Source organism: Paracoccus liaowanqingii (assembly GCF_004683865.2).
In the GTDB taxonomy this organism is placed as follows: Bacteria; Pseudomonadota; Alphaproteobacteria; order Rhodobacterales; family Rhodobacteraceae; genus Paracoccus; species Paracoccus liaowanqingii.
This window is the reverse complement of the sequence record NZ_CP038439.1, coordinates 2,169,980-2,187,059: the sequence shown is the minus strand read 5'-3', so window position 1 is coordinate 2,187,059 and position 17,080 is coordinate 2,169,980. Positions and strand designations below refer to the sequence as shown.

At 64.8% G+C, this 17,080-nt stretch carries 15 protein-coding genes and 1 pseudogene; 8 read left to right on the top strand and 8 right to left on the bottom strand.

Annotated features, from left to right (window positions below; genetic code table 11):
- Positions 1 to 194 precede the first annotated feature (194 nt).
- The 7 genes from E4191_RS10580 to E4191_RS10550 all read left to right on the top strand — a co-directional run bounded on the left by E4191_RS10580 (position 195) and on the right by E4191_RS10550 (position 9,267).
- Positions 195 to 1,676, top strand: a complete 1,482-nt coding sequence (locus tag E4191_RS10580; RefSeq protein WP_135313380.1) for a sugar ABC transporter ATP-binding protein — start codon at positions 195 to 197, stop codon at positions 1,674 to 1,676.
- A gap of 67 nt (positions 1,677 to 1,743) precedes the next feature.
- Positions 1,744 to 2,769, top strand: a complete 1,026-nt coding sequence (locus E4191_RS10575; RefSeq protein ID WP_228461234.1) for an ABC transporter permease — start codon at positions 1,744 to 1,746, stop codon at positions 2,767 to 2,769.
- Between the two features lie 61 nt (positions 2,770 to 2,830).
- Entirely contained in the window at positions 2,831 to 3,823 is a 993-nt protein-coding gene (locus E4191_RS10570) for a substrate-binding domain-containing protein (RefSeq protein ID WP_135313378.1), read from the top strand.
- A 117-nt stretch (positions 3,824 to 3,940) separates the two neighbouring features.
- A complete protein-coding gene (locus E4191_RS10565) occupies positions 3,941 to 4,699 on the top strand; it encodes a GolD/DthD family dehydrogenase (protein WP_135313377.1) in 759 nt (252 codons plus the stop codon).
- Positions 4,700 to 4,716: 17 nt separating this feature from the next.
- Positions 4,717 to 6,468 (top strand): dihydroxyacetone kinase subunit DhaL, encoded by a 1,752-nt coding sequence (gene dhaL / locus E4191_RS10560; protein ID WP_135313376.1) that lies wholly within the window; start codon positions 4,717 to 4,719, stop codon positions 6,466 to 6,468.
- 46 nt (positions 6,469 to 6,514) lie between these two features.
- A complete protein-coding gene (gene dhaL, locus E4191_RS10555) occupies positions 6,515 to 7,219 on the top strand; it encodes a dihydroxyacetone kinase subunit DhaL (protein WP_135313375.1) in 705 nt (234 codons plus the stop codon).
- Positions 7,219 to 9,267: a bifunctional sugar-binding transcriptional regulator/dihydroxyacetone kinase subunit DhaK gene (locus E4191_RS10550; RefSeq protein WP_135313374.1), complete on the top strand. Its 2,049-nt coding sequence runs from the start codon at positions 7,219 to 7,221 to the stop codon at positions 9,265 to 9,267. The genes dhaL (E4191_RS10555) and E4191_RS10550 overlap by 1 nt, the downstream gene beginning before the upstream one ends.
- A gap of 247 nt (positions 9,268 to 9,514) precedes the next feature.
- On the opposite strand, the gene E4191_RS10545 is transcribed toward E4191_RS10550, so the two are convergent.
- Positions 9,515 to 9,751, bottom strand: a complete 237-nt coding sequence (locus E4191_RS10545; protein WP_135313373.1) for a hypothetical protein — start codon at positions 9,749 to 9,751, stop codon at positions 9,515 to 9,517.
- Positions 9,748 to 10,020: a hypothetical protein gene (locus tag E4191_RS10540; RefSeq protein WP_135313372.1), complete on the bottom strand. Its 273-nt coding sequence runs from the start codon at positions 10,018 to 10,020 to the stop codon at positions 9,748 to 9,750. The genes E4191_RS10545 and E4191_RS10540 overlap by 4 nt, the downstream gene beginning before the upstream one ends.
- 295 nt (positions 10,021 to 10,315) lie before the next feature.
- On the opposite strand from E4191_RS10540, the gene E4191_RS10535 reads away from it, so the two are divergent.
- Positions 10,316 to 10,540 (top strand): ECs_2282 family putative zinc-binding protein, encoded by a 225-nt coding sequence (locus E4191_RS10535; protein ID WP_136883980.1) that lies wholly within the window; start codon positions 10,316 to 10,318, stop codon positions 10,538 to 10,540.
- Positions 10,541 to 10,573: 33 nt separating this feature from the next.
- Here E4191_RS10535 and E4191_RS10530 read toward each other — a convergent pair whose 3' ends face one another.
- The 6 genes and pseudogenes from E4191_RS10530 to E4191_RS10505 all read right to left on the bottom strand — a co-directional run bounded on the left by E4191_RS10530 (position 10,574) and on the right by E4191_RS10505 (position 17,013).
- Positions 10,574 to 10,933: a phage tail assembly chaperone gene (locus tag E4191_RS10530; RefSeq protein WP_135313371.1), complete on the bottom strand. Its 360-nt coding sequence runs from the start codon at positions 10,931 to 10,933 to the stop codon at positions 10,574 to 10,576.
- A complete protein-coding gene (locus E4191_RS10525) occupies positions 10,930 to 13,467 on the bottom strand; it encodes a coiled-coil domain-containing protein (RefSeq protein WP_135313370.1) in 2,538 nt (845 codons plus the stop codon). The genes E4191_RS10530 and E4191_RS10525 overlap by 4 nt, the downstream gene beginning before the upstream one ends.
- Before the next feature lie 10 nt (positions 13,468 to 13,477).
- Entirely contained in the window at positions 13,478 to 15,142 is a 1,665-nt protein-coding gene (locus E4191_RS10520) for a terminase large subunit (RefSeq protein WP_135314432.1), read from the bottom strand.
- A gap of 4 nt (positions 15,143 to 15,146) precedes the next feature.
- Positions 15,147 to 15,533 carry a phage terminase small subunit P27 family gene (locus E4191_RS10515; protein WP_135313369.1) on the bottom strand — a complete coding sequence of 129 codons (387 nt, stop codon included), beginning with the start codon at positions 15,531 to 15,533 and terminating at the stop codon, positions 15,147 to 15,149.
- A complete protein-coding gene (locus tag E4191_RS10510) occupies positions 15,530 to 15,829 on the bottom strand; it encodes a phage head closure protein (RefSeq protein WP_228461232.1) in 300 nt (99 codons plus the stop codon). Before E4191_RS10510 ends, E4191_RS10515 begins: the two co-directional genes overlap by 4 nt.
- A 139-nt stretch (positions 15,830 to 15,968) precedes the next feature.
- Positions 15,969 to 17,013 (bottom strand): annotated as a pseudogene (locus E4191_RS10505) (IS5 family transposase).
- Positions 17,014 to 17,080: the final 67 nt, after the last annotated feature.

Genomic DNA, 17,080 nt, shown 5'->3' with positions numbered 1-17,080 from the left:
GATCAGGCTCGAACCTCTCTGGAGGTCGGCCCTCCTACACTCAATGTTGGGACACGATCACACGCTCCTTTCCCAACATCGAAGCGGCTAGCCTGTCTATTGACAACAGCTACTTGACCACCCTAACGTTCTAACGTCAGTGGAGGCCTGACAGTTGTCAAGGCACAGATTTTATCTGTGTTTTCGGGGGAATCATGAGTTCACTATTGCTGGAGGCCGCTGGCTTTCAAAAATCATTCAATGGGGTGGCGGCGCTCCGGCTGGGACAGTTCGCTCTGCAGCCGGGGTCGGTGCATGCGCTGTGCGGTGGTAACGGCGCCGGCAAGTCGACCTTTCTGAAAATCCTGATGGGTATTCATCATCGCGATGCGGGGACGCTTCGACGCAACGGGGCAGAGGTCACTTTCGACAGCCCGTCCGCGGCACTTGCTAACGGCATCTCGATCATCGAGCAGGAGTTGAGCCCGGTTCCCGCCATGACTGTCGCTGAGAACATCTATCTGGGGCGCGAGCCCGTGGGGCTGTTTGGACGCATTCAGTTCAAGAAGATGAACAGTAGGGCCCAAGAACTGCTGGACGGCTTTCATTTCGGCATCCGCGCCGACAGCCTGATGATGGACCTGACCGTCGCGCAGACCCAGCTGGTCGAGATCGCCAAGGCGCTCAGCTATGATGCCGAGGTCATCATCATGGACGAACCAACCTCGGCCCTGGGAGAAGCCGAGGCCGATCAGCTGTTTGCCGCCATCGCCATGCTGAAGGCGCGCGGAAAAGGCGTGATCTATGTCAGCCACCGCCTGTCCGAGATCTTCGGCATCTGCGACAGTTATACGGTGTTCCGCGACGGCGCTTTCGTCGAGACCGGGGCCCTGGCTGATATCGACAAGGACCGGCTGATCCAGTTGGTTGTGGGCCGGCCCCTGACCGAGGAATTTATCAAGGAGAACGTCCCCGGATCCGAGGACATTCTGTCGGTCAGCCAGCTCGATGCCGATCGCGGCGTGCGCGACGTCAGCTTTTCCGTCCGGCGCGGCGAGATCCTGGCCCTTTACGGGTTGATGGGATCGGGACGCACCGAGATATTCGACCGCCTTTTTGGCTTGTCGTCCCGGACCGGCGGCCAGATTTGGATCGAGGGGTCGCCGGTCTCCATCCGCTCGCCCCGCGACGCGATCGATTCTGGGCTGGCCTATGTGACCGAGGACCGCAAGCGGTCGGGCCTGGTCCTGACCGGCGACGTGCGCGAGAACCTGTGCCTGGCCACGCTGGACCGCATGTCGGCGGGCCCGGTCATGAACGCCGCCGCAGAAGTCCGCGCCGCTACCCGGATGATCGACACGCTGAACATCCGCACCGCATCGGACCGGCAAAGCGTTGCGCATCTGTCGGGCGGCAACCAGCAGAAGGTGGTTCTGGGCAAGTGGTTTCTGACCGAGCCGCGCATCCTGCTGCTGGACGAGCCGACGCGCGGCGTGGACGTGGGCGCCAAGCGCGAAATATATCGCGTGATGTCCGATTTTGCCCGCGCGGGGGGCGCGGTGATCATGGTCTCGTCCGAGACCGACGAGGTGCTGGGCATGGCCGACCGTGCCTTGGTGATGCGTGACGGGCGCGTCGCCGGAGAGTTGGAGCGCGCCGGAATGTCGGCCGAGAAATTGCTGCATCTGGCTGCCTGAAACGCCGATGGGCGGGCGCGAGCGCGCTTGACGGCGACGGCGGGGATGCATGAACGGGAGGATCAGGGTGGAAGAGCAGATCAAGGCCGGAGTTCCTGCCGGGGCGGGAACGGAGCAGCGCCGCAGTGCCGCGTCGCGGGTGGGACCTGCCCTGCAGCGATACGGCATCCTGATCGCGCTGGCGGTGCTGTGCGTCGTGCTGGCAGTGGTCAGCGACAACTTTCTCAGTTCGCGCAACATCATCAACGTGCTGCGCCAGACCTCAATCAACGGGATCCTGGCGATCGGCATGACCTTCGTCATCCTGACGCGAGGGATCGATCTGTCGGTGGGGTCGGTCGTGGCGTTGGTGGGGGTCGTCTCGGCCAGTTTCGCGACAACATCGTCGGCGGGGTTCATTCCCGGGGCGCCTTACACGCCACTGGTGCCGATGCTGGTCGGCGTGATGACCGGCATCGCGGTCGGGGCCTTGTCCGGCCTGGCAGTGGCGCGGTTTTCTGTTCCGGCCTTCGTGGCGACGCTTGGCATGCTGTCGGCCGCGCGCGGGCTGACGCTGATCTATTCGGGCGGGCGCCCGGTCCCGGCGCTGACCGACGGCTATCGCTGGATCGGAACGGGTGACATCGCGGGTATCCCGGTGCCGATCATCCTGTTCGCCTTGGTCTTTGCGGTGGCGCACTTCGTGCTGACCCGGACCCGGTTCGGGCGCCATGTCTATGCGGTAGGGGGCAATCCCCATGCGGCCAAGGTCTCGGGCCTGCCAGTCCGGCGCATCCGATTTGCGGTCTATGCCATCTCGGGCGCATTGGCGGGGATTGCGGGCATGATTCTGGCAGCACGCACCGGATCCGCCCTGCCCCAGGCGGGCGTCGCCTACGAACTGGACGCCATCGCAGCGGTGGTGATCGGCGGCACCAGTCTGGCGGGCGGGGTGGGTCGCGTGACCGGCACGGTGATCGGCGCGCTGCTGATCGGGGTCATGAATAACGGTCTCGATCTGCTTGGGGTCGAATCCTATTACCAGCAGGTGATCAAGGGCGCGCTGATCGTGGCCGCCGTCCTGCTAGACCGGTCGCGCAAGACCGAAGACTGAGATCCGGCCAGATGCCGGTGGGCCATGGCCCAAGAGGTTTGTCACTTAGGGAGGAAACCAGATGACGACGAAGATGATGATGACCGCCAGCGCGCTGGCGCTTGGCCTCGGGGTCGGCGCCGTGCAGGCGCAGGACGATCCGATCAAGATCGGCATGGCTGCCTATGGCCTGAATGCCGAATTCATGCAGCTGTGGTCGGCCGCCGGCGAAACGCATCCTGCGGTCCAGTCGGGCATGGTCGAGCTGACCATCTTCGACGGCCGCTACGACGCGCTGGTCCAGCAGGACCAGTTCGAGACGATGATCACCCAAGGGTTCGACGCCATCGTCTTCGCGCCCATGGATGTCGAGGCTGGCGCCACCGCCGTGCAACTGGCCGTCGATGCGGGCATTCCGGTCGTCGGCTCGAATGCGCGGGTGAACAGCGACCTGCTGACCGCCTATGTCGGCTCGAACGATGTCGAGGCGGGCTATCTGGAGGCCAAGGCTGTTCTCGACAAGATGGGCTGCACCGGCGACGTGGTCATCATTGAGGGCCCCATCGGCCAGTCCGGCGAAATCCAGCGCGGCGAGGGCAACGAGCAGGCCTTGGCCGAATGCCCCGATGTCAGCATCCTGGAACGCCAGACCGGCAACTGGTCGCGGGCCGAGGCTCAGGCCCTGATGGAAAACTGGCTGACCTCGCATGGCGAAAACATCAAGGGCGTAATTGCCCAGAACGACGAGATGGCGCTTGGCGCGATCGAGGCGATCAAGGCCGCTGGCATGGACGTGTCTGACTTTGCCATCGCGGGTGTCGATGGCGTCACGGATGCCCTGAACGCCGTCAAGTCCGGAGAGATGGATTCGATCCTGCAGGACGGCGAGGCACAGGCCCTGGGCTCGATCGACGTGGCGATCAAGGCGGTGCGTCCGGATTACGAACCCATGGCCGACATCTGGGAGCAGTATCCCGAGATGCCATGGAACGACGGCGCGTCCAAGGAATACAACGTGCCATGGACCCCGGTCACGGCCGACAATGTCGACGACCTGCTGGCCGGCCGTCAATAGGCCGCAATTCGTAATGATCCGGCCCTCCGGCGGCACCTGCTGCCGGGGGCACCTTGAACAGACCCTCGCCCTATCTTGGGGCGGGGCGGCATGACACATGGACAGGAAGGACCGCCGATGGGTGCTCCACTCGATTTTGGTCTGGCGGGAAAGACCGCCGTCGTGACCGGCGCCGCCTCGGGCATCGGGGCGGCGATCGCGCAGGCTTTTGCCGCCCAAGGCGCGACGGTCGCGCTACTGGATACAAACCTTGACGCCGCAACCCGGGCTGCGGATGCGATGGGCGGGCCGTCATCCGCTTTCGCCTGCGACGTGACGGACCCCGACAGCATCGCGGCGGCGGTCGCTGCCGTGACTGCCCGGTTCGCTGGGATCGACATCCTGGTGAACTCGGCCGGCATCGTCGATCTGGCGCCGGCCGAGGATCTGACCGGAACCGCCTGGACCCGGACCTTGGCGGTCAACCTGACCGGCAGCTTCCTGATGGCACAGGCCGTGGGCCGGGCGATGATCGCGGCGGGCACTGGCGGGCGGATCATCAACCTGGCCAGTCAGGCGGCCTCGGTCGCGATCGAGGGGCATGTGGCCTATTGCGCGTCGAAATTCGGGATCATCGGCGTGACCAAGACGCTGGCGCTGGAATGGGGGCGGCACGGGATCACCGTCAATGCCATCTCGCCCACCGTGGTGATGACCGATCTGGGCCGCAAGGCCTGGGAGGGGCCCAAGGGCGAGGCGATGAAGGCGCAGATCCCCGCAGGCCGCTTTGCCGAACCCCACGAGGTCGCGGCGGCGGCGGTGTTTCTGGCATCCGACGCGGCGGCGATGATCAATGGTGCGGACCTATTGGTCGATGGCGGATATACGGTGCAATGATGGACGACAGGACAACCGTGGGACTGCAGCGCTTCGTCAACGACCCCGATGATCTGGTCGACGAGACCGTGGCGGGCTTCGTTAAGGCGCATGGCGATCTGCTGCGCAAGGATCCGGCCAATCCGCGGGTGGTGGTGTCGCGCTTTGCCCCGCAGGACGGCAAGGTCGGCATCGTCACCGGCGGCGGCTCGGGGCACGAGCCCGCCTTCATCGGCTATGCCGGGCGCCACCTCCTCGACGCGGTGGCCATCGGAGAACTGTTCTCCTCGCCCACGGCGAAAAGCTTTGCCGATGCGATCCGGGCCGCCGATGGCGGGGCCGGGGTCGCGGTGCTGTATGGCAATTATGCCGGCGACAACATGAACGTGAAAATGGCCGCGACCGATGTCGCCGCCGAGGGGATCGAGGTCGCCACCGTCGTGGCCAATGACGATGTCTGCTCGGCGCCCCTGTCCGAACGGGCCAAGCGGCGCGGCGTGGCCGGAGAGATCTTCATGTGGAAGATCGGCGGCGCGAAGGCCGCGCTTGGCGGGACGCTGGCCGAGGTGCACGCGGCGGCGCAGGCGGCCATCGACGCCTGCCGCTCGGTCGGCGTGGGCCTTGGCCCCTGCACCCTGCCTGCCGTGGGTCATCCGAATTTCCAGATCGCCCCCGGCACGATGGAGGTGGGCATCGGACATCACGGCGAACCCGGCGCCCGCATCGAGCTCCTGAAGACCGCCGACCACGTGGCCGATGACATGGTCCAAATCGTGATGGACGATCACGCCCTGCCCGAGGGGACCGAGGTTGCCGTGATGGTCTCGGGCCTGGGGGCGACGCCGGTGAACGAGCTGTATGTCCTTTATGACCGCATCGAGACGGGGCTGGAGGGCGCGGGGCTACGCGTGCATCGGGCCTTCGTCGGCAATTACTTCACCTCGCTGGAGATGGTCGGCGCGACGCTGACCGTCATGGCGCTGGACGAGGATCGCAAGGCGCTGCTGGATCTGGATTGCGCCTCGCCGGGTCTGACTGTAGTGGGCGCCGCCGTTCCGCCGGTTGGCGTGGTGGCCCCGGGCCCGCGCCGCACGGCTGCTGTAGGCAGGGCGGACATCCAGACCCCGCGCGCGCCTGAGGCGGTCGGCTCGCCCCGGCTGGTGCTGGGTACGGCCTCGGGGATCGTGGGCGATCTGGCCGCCGTGATCGTCGCCAACAAGTCGCACCTGTCCGAGATCGACGGGCTGATCGGTGATGGCGATCACGGGATCAACATGGCCAAGGGCTTTGGCCGAGCCGCTGAACGCCTTGCGGGGCAGGAAGGAACTCTGGATGCTGGCCTGTCGGTGCTGTCGGACGTGCTGATGTCGGAAATTGGTGGCTCCATGGGGCCGCTCTATGGCTTCATGTTCCGCGACATGGCTCGTGCGGTCGAAGGGCGGGACGCCCTCGACGCGGTGGGGTTTGCGGTGATGCTGCGCGCCGGGCTGGAGGGCGTCTCGACGACCGGGGCCGCCAAGGTGGGCGACAAGACCCTGATGGATTGCCTTGTCCCTGCGGTTGCAGCCTTCGATGCCGCCATCCCGCATGGTTTCCCCGCCGCGCTGGCCGCGATGGCCAAGGCGGCACGGCAAGGTCGCGACAGCACCGTCGATATGGTGGCGCGGTTGGGCCGGGCGGCGCGCTTGGGCGAGCGGTCGCGCGGGGTGCCCGATGCCGGGGCGACCTCGTGCTGCCTGATCCTCGAGACGCTTGGCGACAGCGTGGCGCGCCGGCTATCGCAGGCATGACCCTTGGCCCGCGCCCCTGCCGGGCCCGGGCGACAGGACGGCGGCGATGCGTCTTGCACCCCGCCGGGCGGTCATGCCAATGACCCCGGACATGCACAGCTTTTCGCGCGCCGATCTGACCGACCTCTTCCGCTGCCTGGCCGAGCGCATGGCGGCGGATCAGGCATGGCTGGCGGAACTGGACGGCGAGATCGGGGATGCCGATCACGGCGTGGCCATGTCCGGGGGCTTTGGCGCGGCTGCACGCGCGCTGTTTGATGCGGATGCCGGGGGCCAGACGCTGGCACAGGGCTTTTCGCTGGCGGCCTCGACGCTTCTGAATGCCGTGGGGGCCACGACCGGGCCGCTTTACGCCAGCGCCCTGCTGCGCGCCGGCCATCGCTTCGGGCCGCAGGCACGGGTGCCCTTCGCCCGCCTGCCCGAACTGATTGCCGCCATGGCCGAGGGGATCGAGGCGCGCGGTCACGGCAAGCCCGGCGACAAGACCATGGTCGATGCCTGGGCCCCCGCCGCCCATGCCGCGCGCGCCGGACTGGCCGAAGGACAGCCGACTGCCCTGATCCTGCGCCGGGCAGCGGCGGCGGCGGCCGACGGGGCGCAGGCGACGCGCCCGATGATGGCCAGCCGAGGACGGGCGGCGCGGCTTGGTCCGCGCAGCATCGGGCATCTGGACCCCGGTGCGGTGTCGGCGGCGGCGCTTCTGGACAGCCTCGCGCTTTGGGCAGAAGGCCGGACGGGCGGGGGCGCCTGATGGGCCAGAATGAGGCCCCGCGCAGCTTTCCCGGCGTGACCGGCCAGCCGCTGCGCTTTGGCGACGACCCGCTCTTGTGGGCCGCATGGCTCTATTATCAGGACGGGCTGACGCAGGCAGAGATCGCGGCGCTGATGGGCGTCTCGCGCCCCTCGGTTAATTCCTATCTGGCCGATGCGCGGACACGGGGGATCGTGTCGATCGAGATCGATCCCGACCGCTTTCGTGCCCTCAGCCTGGCCCAGGCGATGCGGGATCATTTCGGGCTGGCGGACTGCCTCGTGATCCCCTCGAGCGGCAGTGATGCACCTTTGCTGGACCGGCTTGGCGCGGCGGGGGCGCAGGTGCTGTCGCGCTTGGCGCGGTCGGGGGATACCATCGCCGTCACCTGGGGCCGTACTGTCCTGTCCATGGCCCATCGCATCGACCGGGGCGCACTGCAGGATCTGCGCGTGGTGCAGGCGACCGGCGGGACGACCGCCAAGATCCCCTGGACTCCCGAGGCCTGCGCGACCCGTCTGGCAGAGGCGCTTGGCGCGCGGTCCATTCCGATCTCGGCCCCGGCAATCGTCTCTTCGACAGAGATGCGTGCCCTGCTGGTGCAGGAACCCGTGGTGGCCGAGCAGATGGAGATTCTGGCGCAAGCGAACCGCATCGTTCTTGGAATTTCGTCGCTGCGCCCGGAAAGCACCATCCATACCAGCGGCTTCTTCGACGGTGTGTCCATGTCTGCGCATTATCATGCTGCCGTCGGCAGCATCGCGGGTCGACTGATTTCGGCCGGCGGTGCGCCGGTGGATGGCCCGTTGGAGGGGCGCACCATCGGCATAGATCTGTCCGCGCTGAAGACCATCCCCTGCCGGCTCGGCGTGGCCGGGGGAATGGACAAGGTGCCCGCGATCCTTGCAGCGCTGCGCGGCGGCTATGTCAGCGTGATGGTGACCGATGCCGACACGGCACGTGCGATCCTGACATCCGAAGGCCATGACGACCTGCCCGTCCGCACCGGGCAGGTCGCACCCGAAGCCCTGCCAGAGCGGCTCCGCATCAAGAAATTCCTTAACCGGCCGCAAGATGCCGTCAAAGAGACGATTGAGGGAGCGTTGTTCGCCCATCAGGACCTGCTTGCCCCGATCAAGGGCGCCCCCCGTGCCCTTCGTGCCGCTGATGGCCCTCGCCCGGGCAAGGTCGGGCTGGTGATCGGCGGCGGGTCAGGGCACGAGCCGGGATTCTTCGGCTATGTCGGGCGCGGCTTGGCCGATGCGGTCGCCATCGGCAACGTTTTTGCCGCACCCCCGCCCGACCCGATCCTGGCCGCAACGCTTGCCGCCGACGGAGGCACAGGCGTGCTGCACATCTTCGGCAACTTCTCGGGCGACGTGATGAATTTCGAGATGGCGGCCGAGATGGCCGTCGCGCGCGGCGTGCCGGTGCGGACGGTGGTGACGACCGACGACATTGCCTCGGCCCCCATCGACACGCCGACGGCACGCCGGGGGGTGGCGGGCAACGTTTTCGTCTTCAAGATCGCAGGAGCCGCCTGCGATCGGATGCTGCCGCTGGAGACCTGCGCCGCGCTGGCCATGCGCGCCAACCAGCGCTGCTACACGATGGGTATTGCCTTGGAGCCGGGAGCCTCGCTGGAAAGTCGGAAGCCCAGCTTCCGCCTTGGACCCGACGACATGGAGATCGGCGTCGGCGTCCATGGGGAACGCGGGATCGCGCGCTCGCAACTGGCCACCGCCGACGAGGCGGCCGATCTGATCGCCGACCGGATCCTGCAGGAAATGCGTCCCATGAATGGTGACCGTGTCGCCCTTCTGGTAAACTCGCTGGGAGCAACGCCGCAGATGGAATTGTACATCCTCAACCGCCGCTTGCGGCAGCGGCTAAAGGCGCGGGGCGTCGAGGTGCATCGTACACTGATCGGACATTACTATACCTCGCTGGACATGGCGGGGGTGTCGATCTCGGTGTTGCATCTGGACGATGAACTGGCGCTGCTCTTGGACCATCCCTGCCGTTCTCCCGCTTGGGTCCAGATCTGAATTTTTTGTGGTATTTGAGGATCGGCAAACTGTTTTGCTTGGTCGACCTGTCCAAGGGGAGACATTTCACTGTTTCTGCTTATTCGTGCGTAGGACGTAGAGAAGGTTGTACTCCAGACCCATTCCCTCCGCCAAATGCCAACATAAGGCATTGTTTTAGCTCCATCTTATGGGCGTACGTTTATTAGTCCCCCCGCGCATCCCCCCAGCGAACGTAGGAAGATGCGGGAAGTTTTGGGAAGCTGGATCAGCCCGATGCGGCGTTCGGCTTGAGTTTCCATTCCACGGAATGCAATTCCTCCAGCTGCCGCGCGTCCTCTTTTATCGCTCGGATCAAGGCGAGGATGCCGTTGGCGAGTAGTTCGTTCTTGCATAGGGCTGGATGCTCGGTAGCGACCTCGTAAAGGATCTCTGCGAACCCCTGCATGCGCGCGATGTGCATGTCGGTGGCATTGTGGGCATCATGCCAATTGGGCGTGTTCATTTCCGGCTCTCCACATAGTCGAAGATCTCGATATCGTTGACCAGACGGCTGGCGCGGTCGATCAGGGTTTCGAACATAGCAGGCATCGAGTTGGACGCGGGCGACAGATCGGTCTTGAGCGTTTCGTGTAGCTCGGCCACGCCCTGCGCAAATGCGTGCAAGAACACCGCGTCGCGGTGGATATCGTCCAGGGGACGGGCCTTGATGCCGGGGTGCAGGGAAGGACTTTGCCCAGACATGCCGGGGGTGTTATGGCAAATATCAGCCATTGCTCGATCTCCTCAAGGATCGGGTTTCGGTTAGGCCGCGCGTGGTGCTGTAACACCGTGCGTGGCTGCTTGCTTTGTTAGCAATTGTTTGATACATCCAGGAGAAGGGATCTGTCAACAGGAAAGTGCTAGCATTGTCAGTAGAACGCGAAACCCGCTCCGCGCCTCTTGGACTGCGCATCCTGCCGTCAGTGAAGGCTGGGCTTGAAGCCGCTGCCCGCGAAGACAACAGATCAACTGCGTCGATGGCAGAGTTAATTCTTACATCCTACCTACGCGAAAAGGGGTTTCTCAAATGAACACTGATCTTGTCGACCTTCCGCTTAGCTGTTCATCTTGCGGGGCTGACCCGCTTCAAGTCGCGGTTTCTGATCCAGTCTCTGACGATAGCGATGCCACATGCGCAGACTGTGGCGCGCAGCTAGGACGATTTGGAGACCTTAAAGCGCAGGGGATGGATGCCCTCAAGGCTGCGGTTGAGAAAGCTGGAATAGAAGCGTTCAAGGGCATCAAGTTCTGAAAGTGAAGTTATTGTGCCCGGACGTTAAACGCATCACCCACCCGTCAGCGCATCGAACAGCCTCGCCGATAGAGGCGTGCTGGACACCATGGGCACAGCTGGCGCTCCTGAGGTCTGCCCTGCCATCCGCTTGCCCGCATCCCGCATCCAAACATCGTCCAGGGCCATGATGATCTCGGCATGATGCGGGGGGATGGGGCGGCGGCTCAACTGGACATAGGCAGCCATCGCTTCCCAAGTGATCGGGTTCGGGCCGAACTGATGATAGGACCGCGCACGGGACAGGTGCAGGAAGGCGTCGAGGATATCCCCGCCCGCATCCGGCATCCGGGGCTTTTCACCTGCTAGAAGGGCCTCCAGAGAGGCGCAGAGGACGCGCTGCAACCGGCTCATCCGCGCCTCCTGCTGTTCTGTGTGTTGATGTGCTGAACCTTCCGCGACAGGCCCTTGTTATAGGAAGCGAGGCCGTTCCTCACCCCGCCATCAACCCGCTTGTCCACGAAGCTCTGCAGGTTTCCGTTGTCATCGACGCTGGTCGTAACATGCACCTTCACGTCCACCGCCTGCCTGCCGATGCCGCCACCCCCAGATGAGATGCCCACAGCACCGCCGTTGGCATAGCCCCGCAGCGCACCGGTGTGCATGGCCTCCAGGTTCCGCACCCCGATCCTCTGCACCGCCGCTGCGCTCATCACATACTCGGCCCGGTGAACGATGCCTGCCGGGTCATACTTGCCGCCCGCGCCGGTAAAGCCGCCCGCTGCATATCCGGGGTTCAGCAGGCCACCAATGACGCTGCTGGCGGTCCCCATGCCGGGCATCCCCATCAGGCTCTTCATCATCTGCGCCTTGGCGATCTCGGCCAGCAATTGCAGCACGGCATCCTTGGCAGACAAGGACCCGTCGATGATCGACCCAAACATGCCCTCCAGTGCCTGCTTGCCCCGCTCGGACTGTTCCTGGATCTGCTGCATCTTGTCCGCCGCTGCTTCGGCCTCCAGCCCCGCTGTGACGTAGCCCTGGGCCAGTTGGTCGATCTCGGCTGTCAGTTCCGGGGTGATGGCCTTCCCGGCCTCCTGTGCAGCGTGCAGCAGCTCTGCGCGGGTGCGGGCGTATTCCAGGGCATCGCCATAGTCTTCGCCACTCTGGGCCACCACAAGCAGGGATGCGGCTTCTGCCTCAAGAGCCAGCGTGCGGTCGCGGATGGCCTCGGCCTCGCGCTGGTATTCGTCCAGCTTCTCCTTGCCCCCGGACGTGCCTTTGCCGCCCTTGGCACCGCCACCACCGCGACCCGCCCGAGCCGTTTCCCGGCGTGCATCCTCTGCCGCCAAGGCTGCGGTGGCGAAGTCGGTGGCCTGCTGTTTGGTCAGGGATGCGCCGCTTTCACCTGCCCGTTCCCGGACAGACTCGATCTCGCGTTGCAGGCGCAGCTGTTCGGCGCTGGCGCTGTTGCGGGCCGTCTCTGCCTGCGTGAAGCCTTCTGAGGCGGCGCGCTGTGCCTCCAGGCTCTCAAGGCTGGCCGCCTCTGCCGCATGACGGTCGCGCATGGCCTGCCCGGCCTGCTGGTCCGGTGCCACGCCTGCCGCACGTGCCAGTGCCGCGCCCATGCTGTTCGCAAGGCTGATGATGCCGCCGATGACCCCGCCAAGGCGTTCCAGCTGACTGATGACCCCGGAGAACTGCACCCGATCGCTGGCGTCGAGTTGGCTGAATGCGCTTGAGGCAGCGGCCTCGATCTCACCAAGCTGCGTTGTGAAGTCCGCGCCCGACACTTCCCCATCGCGGAAGGCTTCCACCAGCGTCTGCATTTCGCTGTAGGCCGTGCGCAGGATGTCTGCCGCATCGTCATAGCCTAGGCTGTCCATCTTGCTGATGGCGTCGATCAGGGCCATGCCAGAGCGGTCGGCTTCCTCTGAGAGGGCCATGTATTGCTGGTTCAGGACGCCCAGGCTTTCGGCGTTCTCGTCCACCATGTCCCGGTTCTGCGCGAGGCTGTCATAAAGCTCATCCCCCAGGATCGCCCGGCCTTGATCTTCGCTGTCGAACAGTCGGTCCAACCGGTCGCGGAAGTCTGTCAGCTCGACCCCGGCAGCCACGAACTCGACCACGACGCGCTTGGCGAAGTTGCCGACCGTGCCGGTCAGCTGCGCAAACTTCCGGTCGATCTCTTCGGCCTTGCGGATCAGCTCGTCATCCAGCACGGCGCCGGTTTCGTGGGCACGGTCGATGGTGGCCTGCAAGGCGCCTTCGCCCTGGCCCAGCATCTGCACGAACTGTTCGCCACCCGTGCCGCCGAAGATCTCATCAGCAATGCGGATCTGTGCGGCCTTATCCAGCCCCTCCAGCCTGCCCATGATCTCCAGCATCAGCGCAGAGGGGTCTTTCAACTTGATCTTCAGGCTATCGGCGCCTAGGCCCAAGCGGGTGAAGGCATCCGCGCCCGATCCCTTGCCGGTGGCGATGAACTCGTCAGCGCGCAGGGACAATTCCTTGAAGCCGTCCACCAGGGCATCGACGCTGACCCGGTTCTGATCGGCCACGAACTTCCATTCCTGGAAGGACTGCGCTGACATGCCAGCCCGCTTCGCCTCGTCGCCAAGCTCGGCCATGCTGCGGACGGTGTTGGAGATGCTGCCGGTGACGCCTGCAAACAGGCCCACCGCTGCGCCGGCCACCAGCCCGCCTGCCATGGAGGCAGCCAGGGTGCCGATGCGCCCCGTGGTCGAGGCGATGGCCCAGTTGATCGAGCCGGTCGAGCGGATCATGTCCGCTTCCATCTGCCGGGTGGCCGACCGGGAATTGCGGGACAAGCCTTGATAGGTCTTGGTGCCGCGCTGTTCGGCCTGCCGCATCCGGCGCTCGAACTCGGTCACCCGGGCTTCCAGCATCACCACAAGGCGCTCGTCGGCCCCCACTGCTGCGTTCATCTCTGGCTCCTCATGCGGTCCACATGTCTTCGGTGAACCATGTCTGATTGGTGGTCAGGCCGCCCTCGTTCGCGGCTGCGCGGGATACGGCCATTGCCGCTGCCACCGCGCCGTCGATCGACAGCCATTGCTTGGGTTTGGTGAACTTGACGACATGGCCGTAATCGTTGCGCTTGACGACGACGACATTGGCGAAGCAATGACGCAGGATCGGGTTGCCGCCATGGTGGAACTCGCCCCCCAGAAGGGCACGCTCCAGCTCCATGTAAGCGGGCATCATCAGCGAAGGCACGTTCCTGAAATCCACCGCAGGAAAGCCCGCCTCCAGGATCTTCGGCTGCACCTGGCGGGCCATGTAGGGGTCGAAGGCGATTTCCTGCACATTGAACTCCTCGCAGAGTTCGATAATCTTGTTCTCGATCTCGGCGTAATCGATCACGTTGCCAACTGTGGCGGTGATCAGGCCATCTTCCAGCCATTGCTGATAAGGGGCCCCAGACTGCTCAGCGCGCTTGGAGACGCCGTCCTCGCTGTCCAGCATCGGGCTATCGTTCTTGCTGTCGATGGTGTCCTGAGGGCAGAAGAACCACGCCTTGACCGCGTAACCCTCGGCAACCCGCCAGCAACCCACGATCACCGACAGGTCTCTGGTCGAAGACAGATCGACGGCTAGCCAGCAGGGCTGATCCTTGAGGGTGTCGAGGTCGTAATCCTTGGCCCCGGCGTCATACACATCCATGTCCACCAGCGGCTCGGTCGAGGCATCCAGCCAGATGTTCAGCTTGAGCTGCTTGAAGGACTGCCTGTCGCCCACGCTGCGCTGTGACCGCTTGGCGTGGCGCCGGAAGCCCGCAAGGCTCGGATAGCCGTGTTGCAAGCCGGGGTTCACGCGGTGCCACAGATCCTCGTCCTGCCAATCGTCGCGGCGGTCGGCCTCAAACAGGATGGGCAGGATCGAGTCATCCTCAACCTTTCCACGCGCCACGTTGCGGGCGTCCTCGAAGAAGTCGAAGGCCAGCGTGTCCTGACCCCGCCCGGCAGTTGAGGCCACAACCAGCAGGCTGTCATCGATCTTCTCTAAGCCGGTGGTCAGGGCCTCCCAAAGGTCGCGGCCCTTCCAGATATGGATTTCATCTGCCAGCACGAAGGCAGGGGTGCGGCCATGCTGCGGCCCGCCATCGCCTGAAATGACCTCCAGATAAGAAGCGTCCTTGCGATAGAGCAGCTTCTTGGGGGCGTTGTGCGCGTCATAGATGCCAGTCGCGGCGACGATGCGCCTGTCTTCGCGAATGATGCCCACGGCCTCGCGGAAGCCGATACCGGCCTGCTTGCGATCCGCCGCGGCAAAGATGGCTTCACCGCCCGCCCGGCGCTCAGGGCCGATGGTGTGCAGCAGGGCCAGAGCCGCCGCCAGCGAGGTCTTGCGATTGCCCCGGGGCAGCAGCAGCGCGACGGTGTTGGTGATCCGCGTGCCGTCCTCATGCCGGGGGCCATAGATGCGGCGCACGATCCGCTCTTGCCAGGGATCGAGCTGGAAAGCCCGGTTCGGCAGGATCGATTTCGGGTGGCGCAGGGTGCGCAGGAAGGTCACCGCCCGCTCACCATAGCTGTAGGGGTCAGGGATCTCGGACCCGTCATAGATCCATTCAGGGAAGGTCGAGGGTATGGTTTTCATGACCTCACCCCACGTCCAGAGGCGATGGGGTGCTGTCCTGGTCGCCATCCTCGCGGATCGCGGGGCGGGACCGGCTGACAGGCGTCAGACCCATCTCTGCGGCCAGCTGACGGGCAGAGGCCATGGCCTTGTCCTGCACCCGGATCAGCTTCAGCATCATCTCGGGTTCAGCTTCAACCTGAATGGCCGCCTCCATCTGCCGCACCCGCCCGATGCAGATGCAGTAGCTTTCGAGGCTGCCAAGGTCGGCATCTGTCAGGATCTTGCGTTCGGTCAGGACGGGCATCACGCGGTCCCATTCGGCGCGGGCATCCTCGGCCAGCCAGTCGGGTGCCTGAGCCTCCGTCACGGGTTCATCGGCTTCGCGCAGTTGGGGTTTGGTGCCCTTCATTCCGTCAGCCTCGTGCAGCGCAGGTCGAGGCCCTTGCGGCGTCCGATGGGGGTCACTTGGGTGATGTTGAATGCCTCACCCCGCCACAGCACCCGGTCAGCGTTGCTGATGCCGTCCAGATGCCGGATGCGGAACACCACGGCTTCCTCGTCACTGGCGCCAAAGCTGCGCATGAACTCTTCGGTGGTCTGGTCGATGCGCTCGGCACGCACGCTGGCAAAGGGGCGCCAGGTGGTGGTCGGGGTGCCGTAGTCATTCACGGCATCGGTGCGATGCTCGATTTGAATGCTGGGCACCTCGATTTTTGCGCTTTCCGGCCTCGAATAATAGGTTGGGCGGCTTGAGGCAGGGATGATGTCACCCGTCGGCGTCCTTGCGTGCTGTGTGGTCTTCGGTGCTGCGCCTGCCTCTTGGCCTGATTGCCGTGCCCCGGGGTCAGGCCGGGCACGGGTTCAGGCGGCGCAGCTGACCAAGGCGCCGCATGTTGTAAGCCAGGTTCTTCATCCCGATTTTGGCCTTCGCCCGAACCATGCCGATCGTGCGCACCAGCGTGCCGCCCATGTCGTTGGCTTGCGCGCCAAAGATATGCTCGACCCGCGCACGCACCGAGGATTTGGTCCGATTGCTCCCCTTAGCCTGTTCGGTCAACGGCTTGCCGCGCATGCCCTTGCGGTGGATGTGGCTCTTCAGCTTCAAGGCGCGCAGCCTGGCCTCCATCTCCTCGGACCGATAGGCGGGATCAGCCCAGACCCCCGCGCCGGTATTGCCCCGCATCAGCAGGTGGTCCACCGCCTGGCTATCGTGCAGGGCCGCATCGCTGACATGGTAACGCCGCACCAGCTTGTGCTTGCTGTCCATGTTCACATGGTTCTTGTAGCCGTAATGGGATTTCCCGTGCTTCTTGGTCCAACGCGCATCAACGTCCTTCTGTGACCGCTTGGCGGGCTTGTCGGCCCAGTCTTCGGGCACCTCACCGTTCTTGATCGCCTTGTTTTCATCACGCGCATTATGGTTGCGCGGCACCGGGACAATAGAGGCATCGAGGATCTGCCCGCCCCGCGCGATGTAACCCTGTCGCGCCAGATAGCTGTCGAACTGCTTGAACAGCGTCTCCACCAAGCCTGCCTGCGCCAACGCCTCGCGATAGAGCCAGACCGTCTTGGCATCGGGCACCCGGTCCTCGAGCTCCAGGCCCAGAAACCGTCCTGGCCGACAGACGGTCGCGCACCTGATACTCGATCTGGTCGTCGGACAGGTTGTAAAGCGCGCCCAGCACCAGTGTCTTGAACATCAGCACGGCATCCATGGGTTTGCGCCCGGCACGTGACTTGCGCTCTGCATCCGGCTTGCGCCAGACACGCTCCAGCGTCGGGCGGAACTCATCCCACGGCACGACAACGTCGATCTCGACCAGTGGGTCCCTCTTGGCGTCCAGGCTCGCGTAGCGGTCCGAAAGATCAAAGAAACCCAACTGCGCCATCGTCAAAATCCAAGCCGCCGATCACCCTCACTCATACCGCAGCAAGACGGGTCAGGCAATTCTTCGA

Bases quoted from the DNA above. Each gene is read 5' to 3' on its own strand.
- E4191_RS10580 (WP_135313380.1), top strand. From the start codon at position 195: ATGAGTTCACTATTGCTGGAGGCCGCTGGCTTTCAAAAATCATTCAAT.
- E4191_RS10570 (WP_135313378.1), top strand. From the start codon at position 2,831: ATGACGACGAAGATGATGATGACCGCCAGCGCGCTGGCGCTTGGCCTC.
- E4191_RS10565 (WP_135313377.1), top strand. From the start codon at position 3,941: ATGGGTGCTCCACTCGATTTTGGTCTGGCGGGAAAGACCGCCGTCGTG.
- dhaL (WP_135313375.1), top strand. From the start codon at position 6,515: ATGCGTCTTGCACCCCGCCGGGCGGTCATGCCAATGACCCCGGACATG.
- E4191_RS10550 (WP_135313374.1), top strand. From the start codon at position 7,219: ATGGGCCAGAATGAGGCCCCGCGCAGCTTTCCCGGCGTGACCGGCCAG.
- E4191_RS10545 (WP_135313373.1), bottom strand. From the start codon at position 9,751: ATGAACACGCCCAATTGGCATGATGCCCACAATGCCACCGACATGCAC.
- E4191_RS10540 (WP_135313372.1), bottom strand. From the start codon at position 10,020: ATGGCTGATATTTGCCATAACACCCCCGGCATGTCTGGGCAAAGTCCT.
- E4191_RS10535 (WP_136883980.1), top strand. From the start codon at position 10,316: ATGAACACTGATCTTGTCGACCTTCCGCTTAGCTGTTCATCTTGCGGG.
- E4191_RS10530 (WP_135313371.1), bottom strand. From the start codon at position 10,933: ATGAGCCGGTTGCAGCGCGTCCTCTGCGCCTCTCTGGAGGCCCTTCTA.
- E4191_RS10525 (WP_135313370.1), bottom strand. From the start codon at position 13,467: ATGAACGCAGCAGTGGGGGCCGACGAGCGCCTTGTGGTGATGCTGGAA.
- E4191_RS10520 (WP_135314432.1), bottom strand. From the start codon at position 15,142: ATGAAAACCATACCCTCGACCTTCCCTGAATGGATCTATGACGGGTCC.
- E4191_RS10515 (WP_135313369.1), bottom strand. From the start codon at position 15,533: ATGAAGGGCACCAAACCCCAACTGCGCGAAGCCGATGAACCCGTGACG.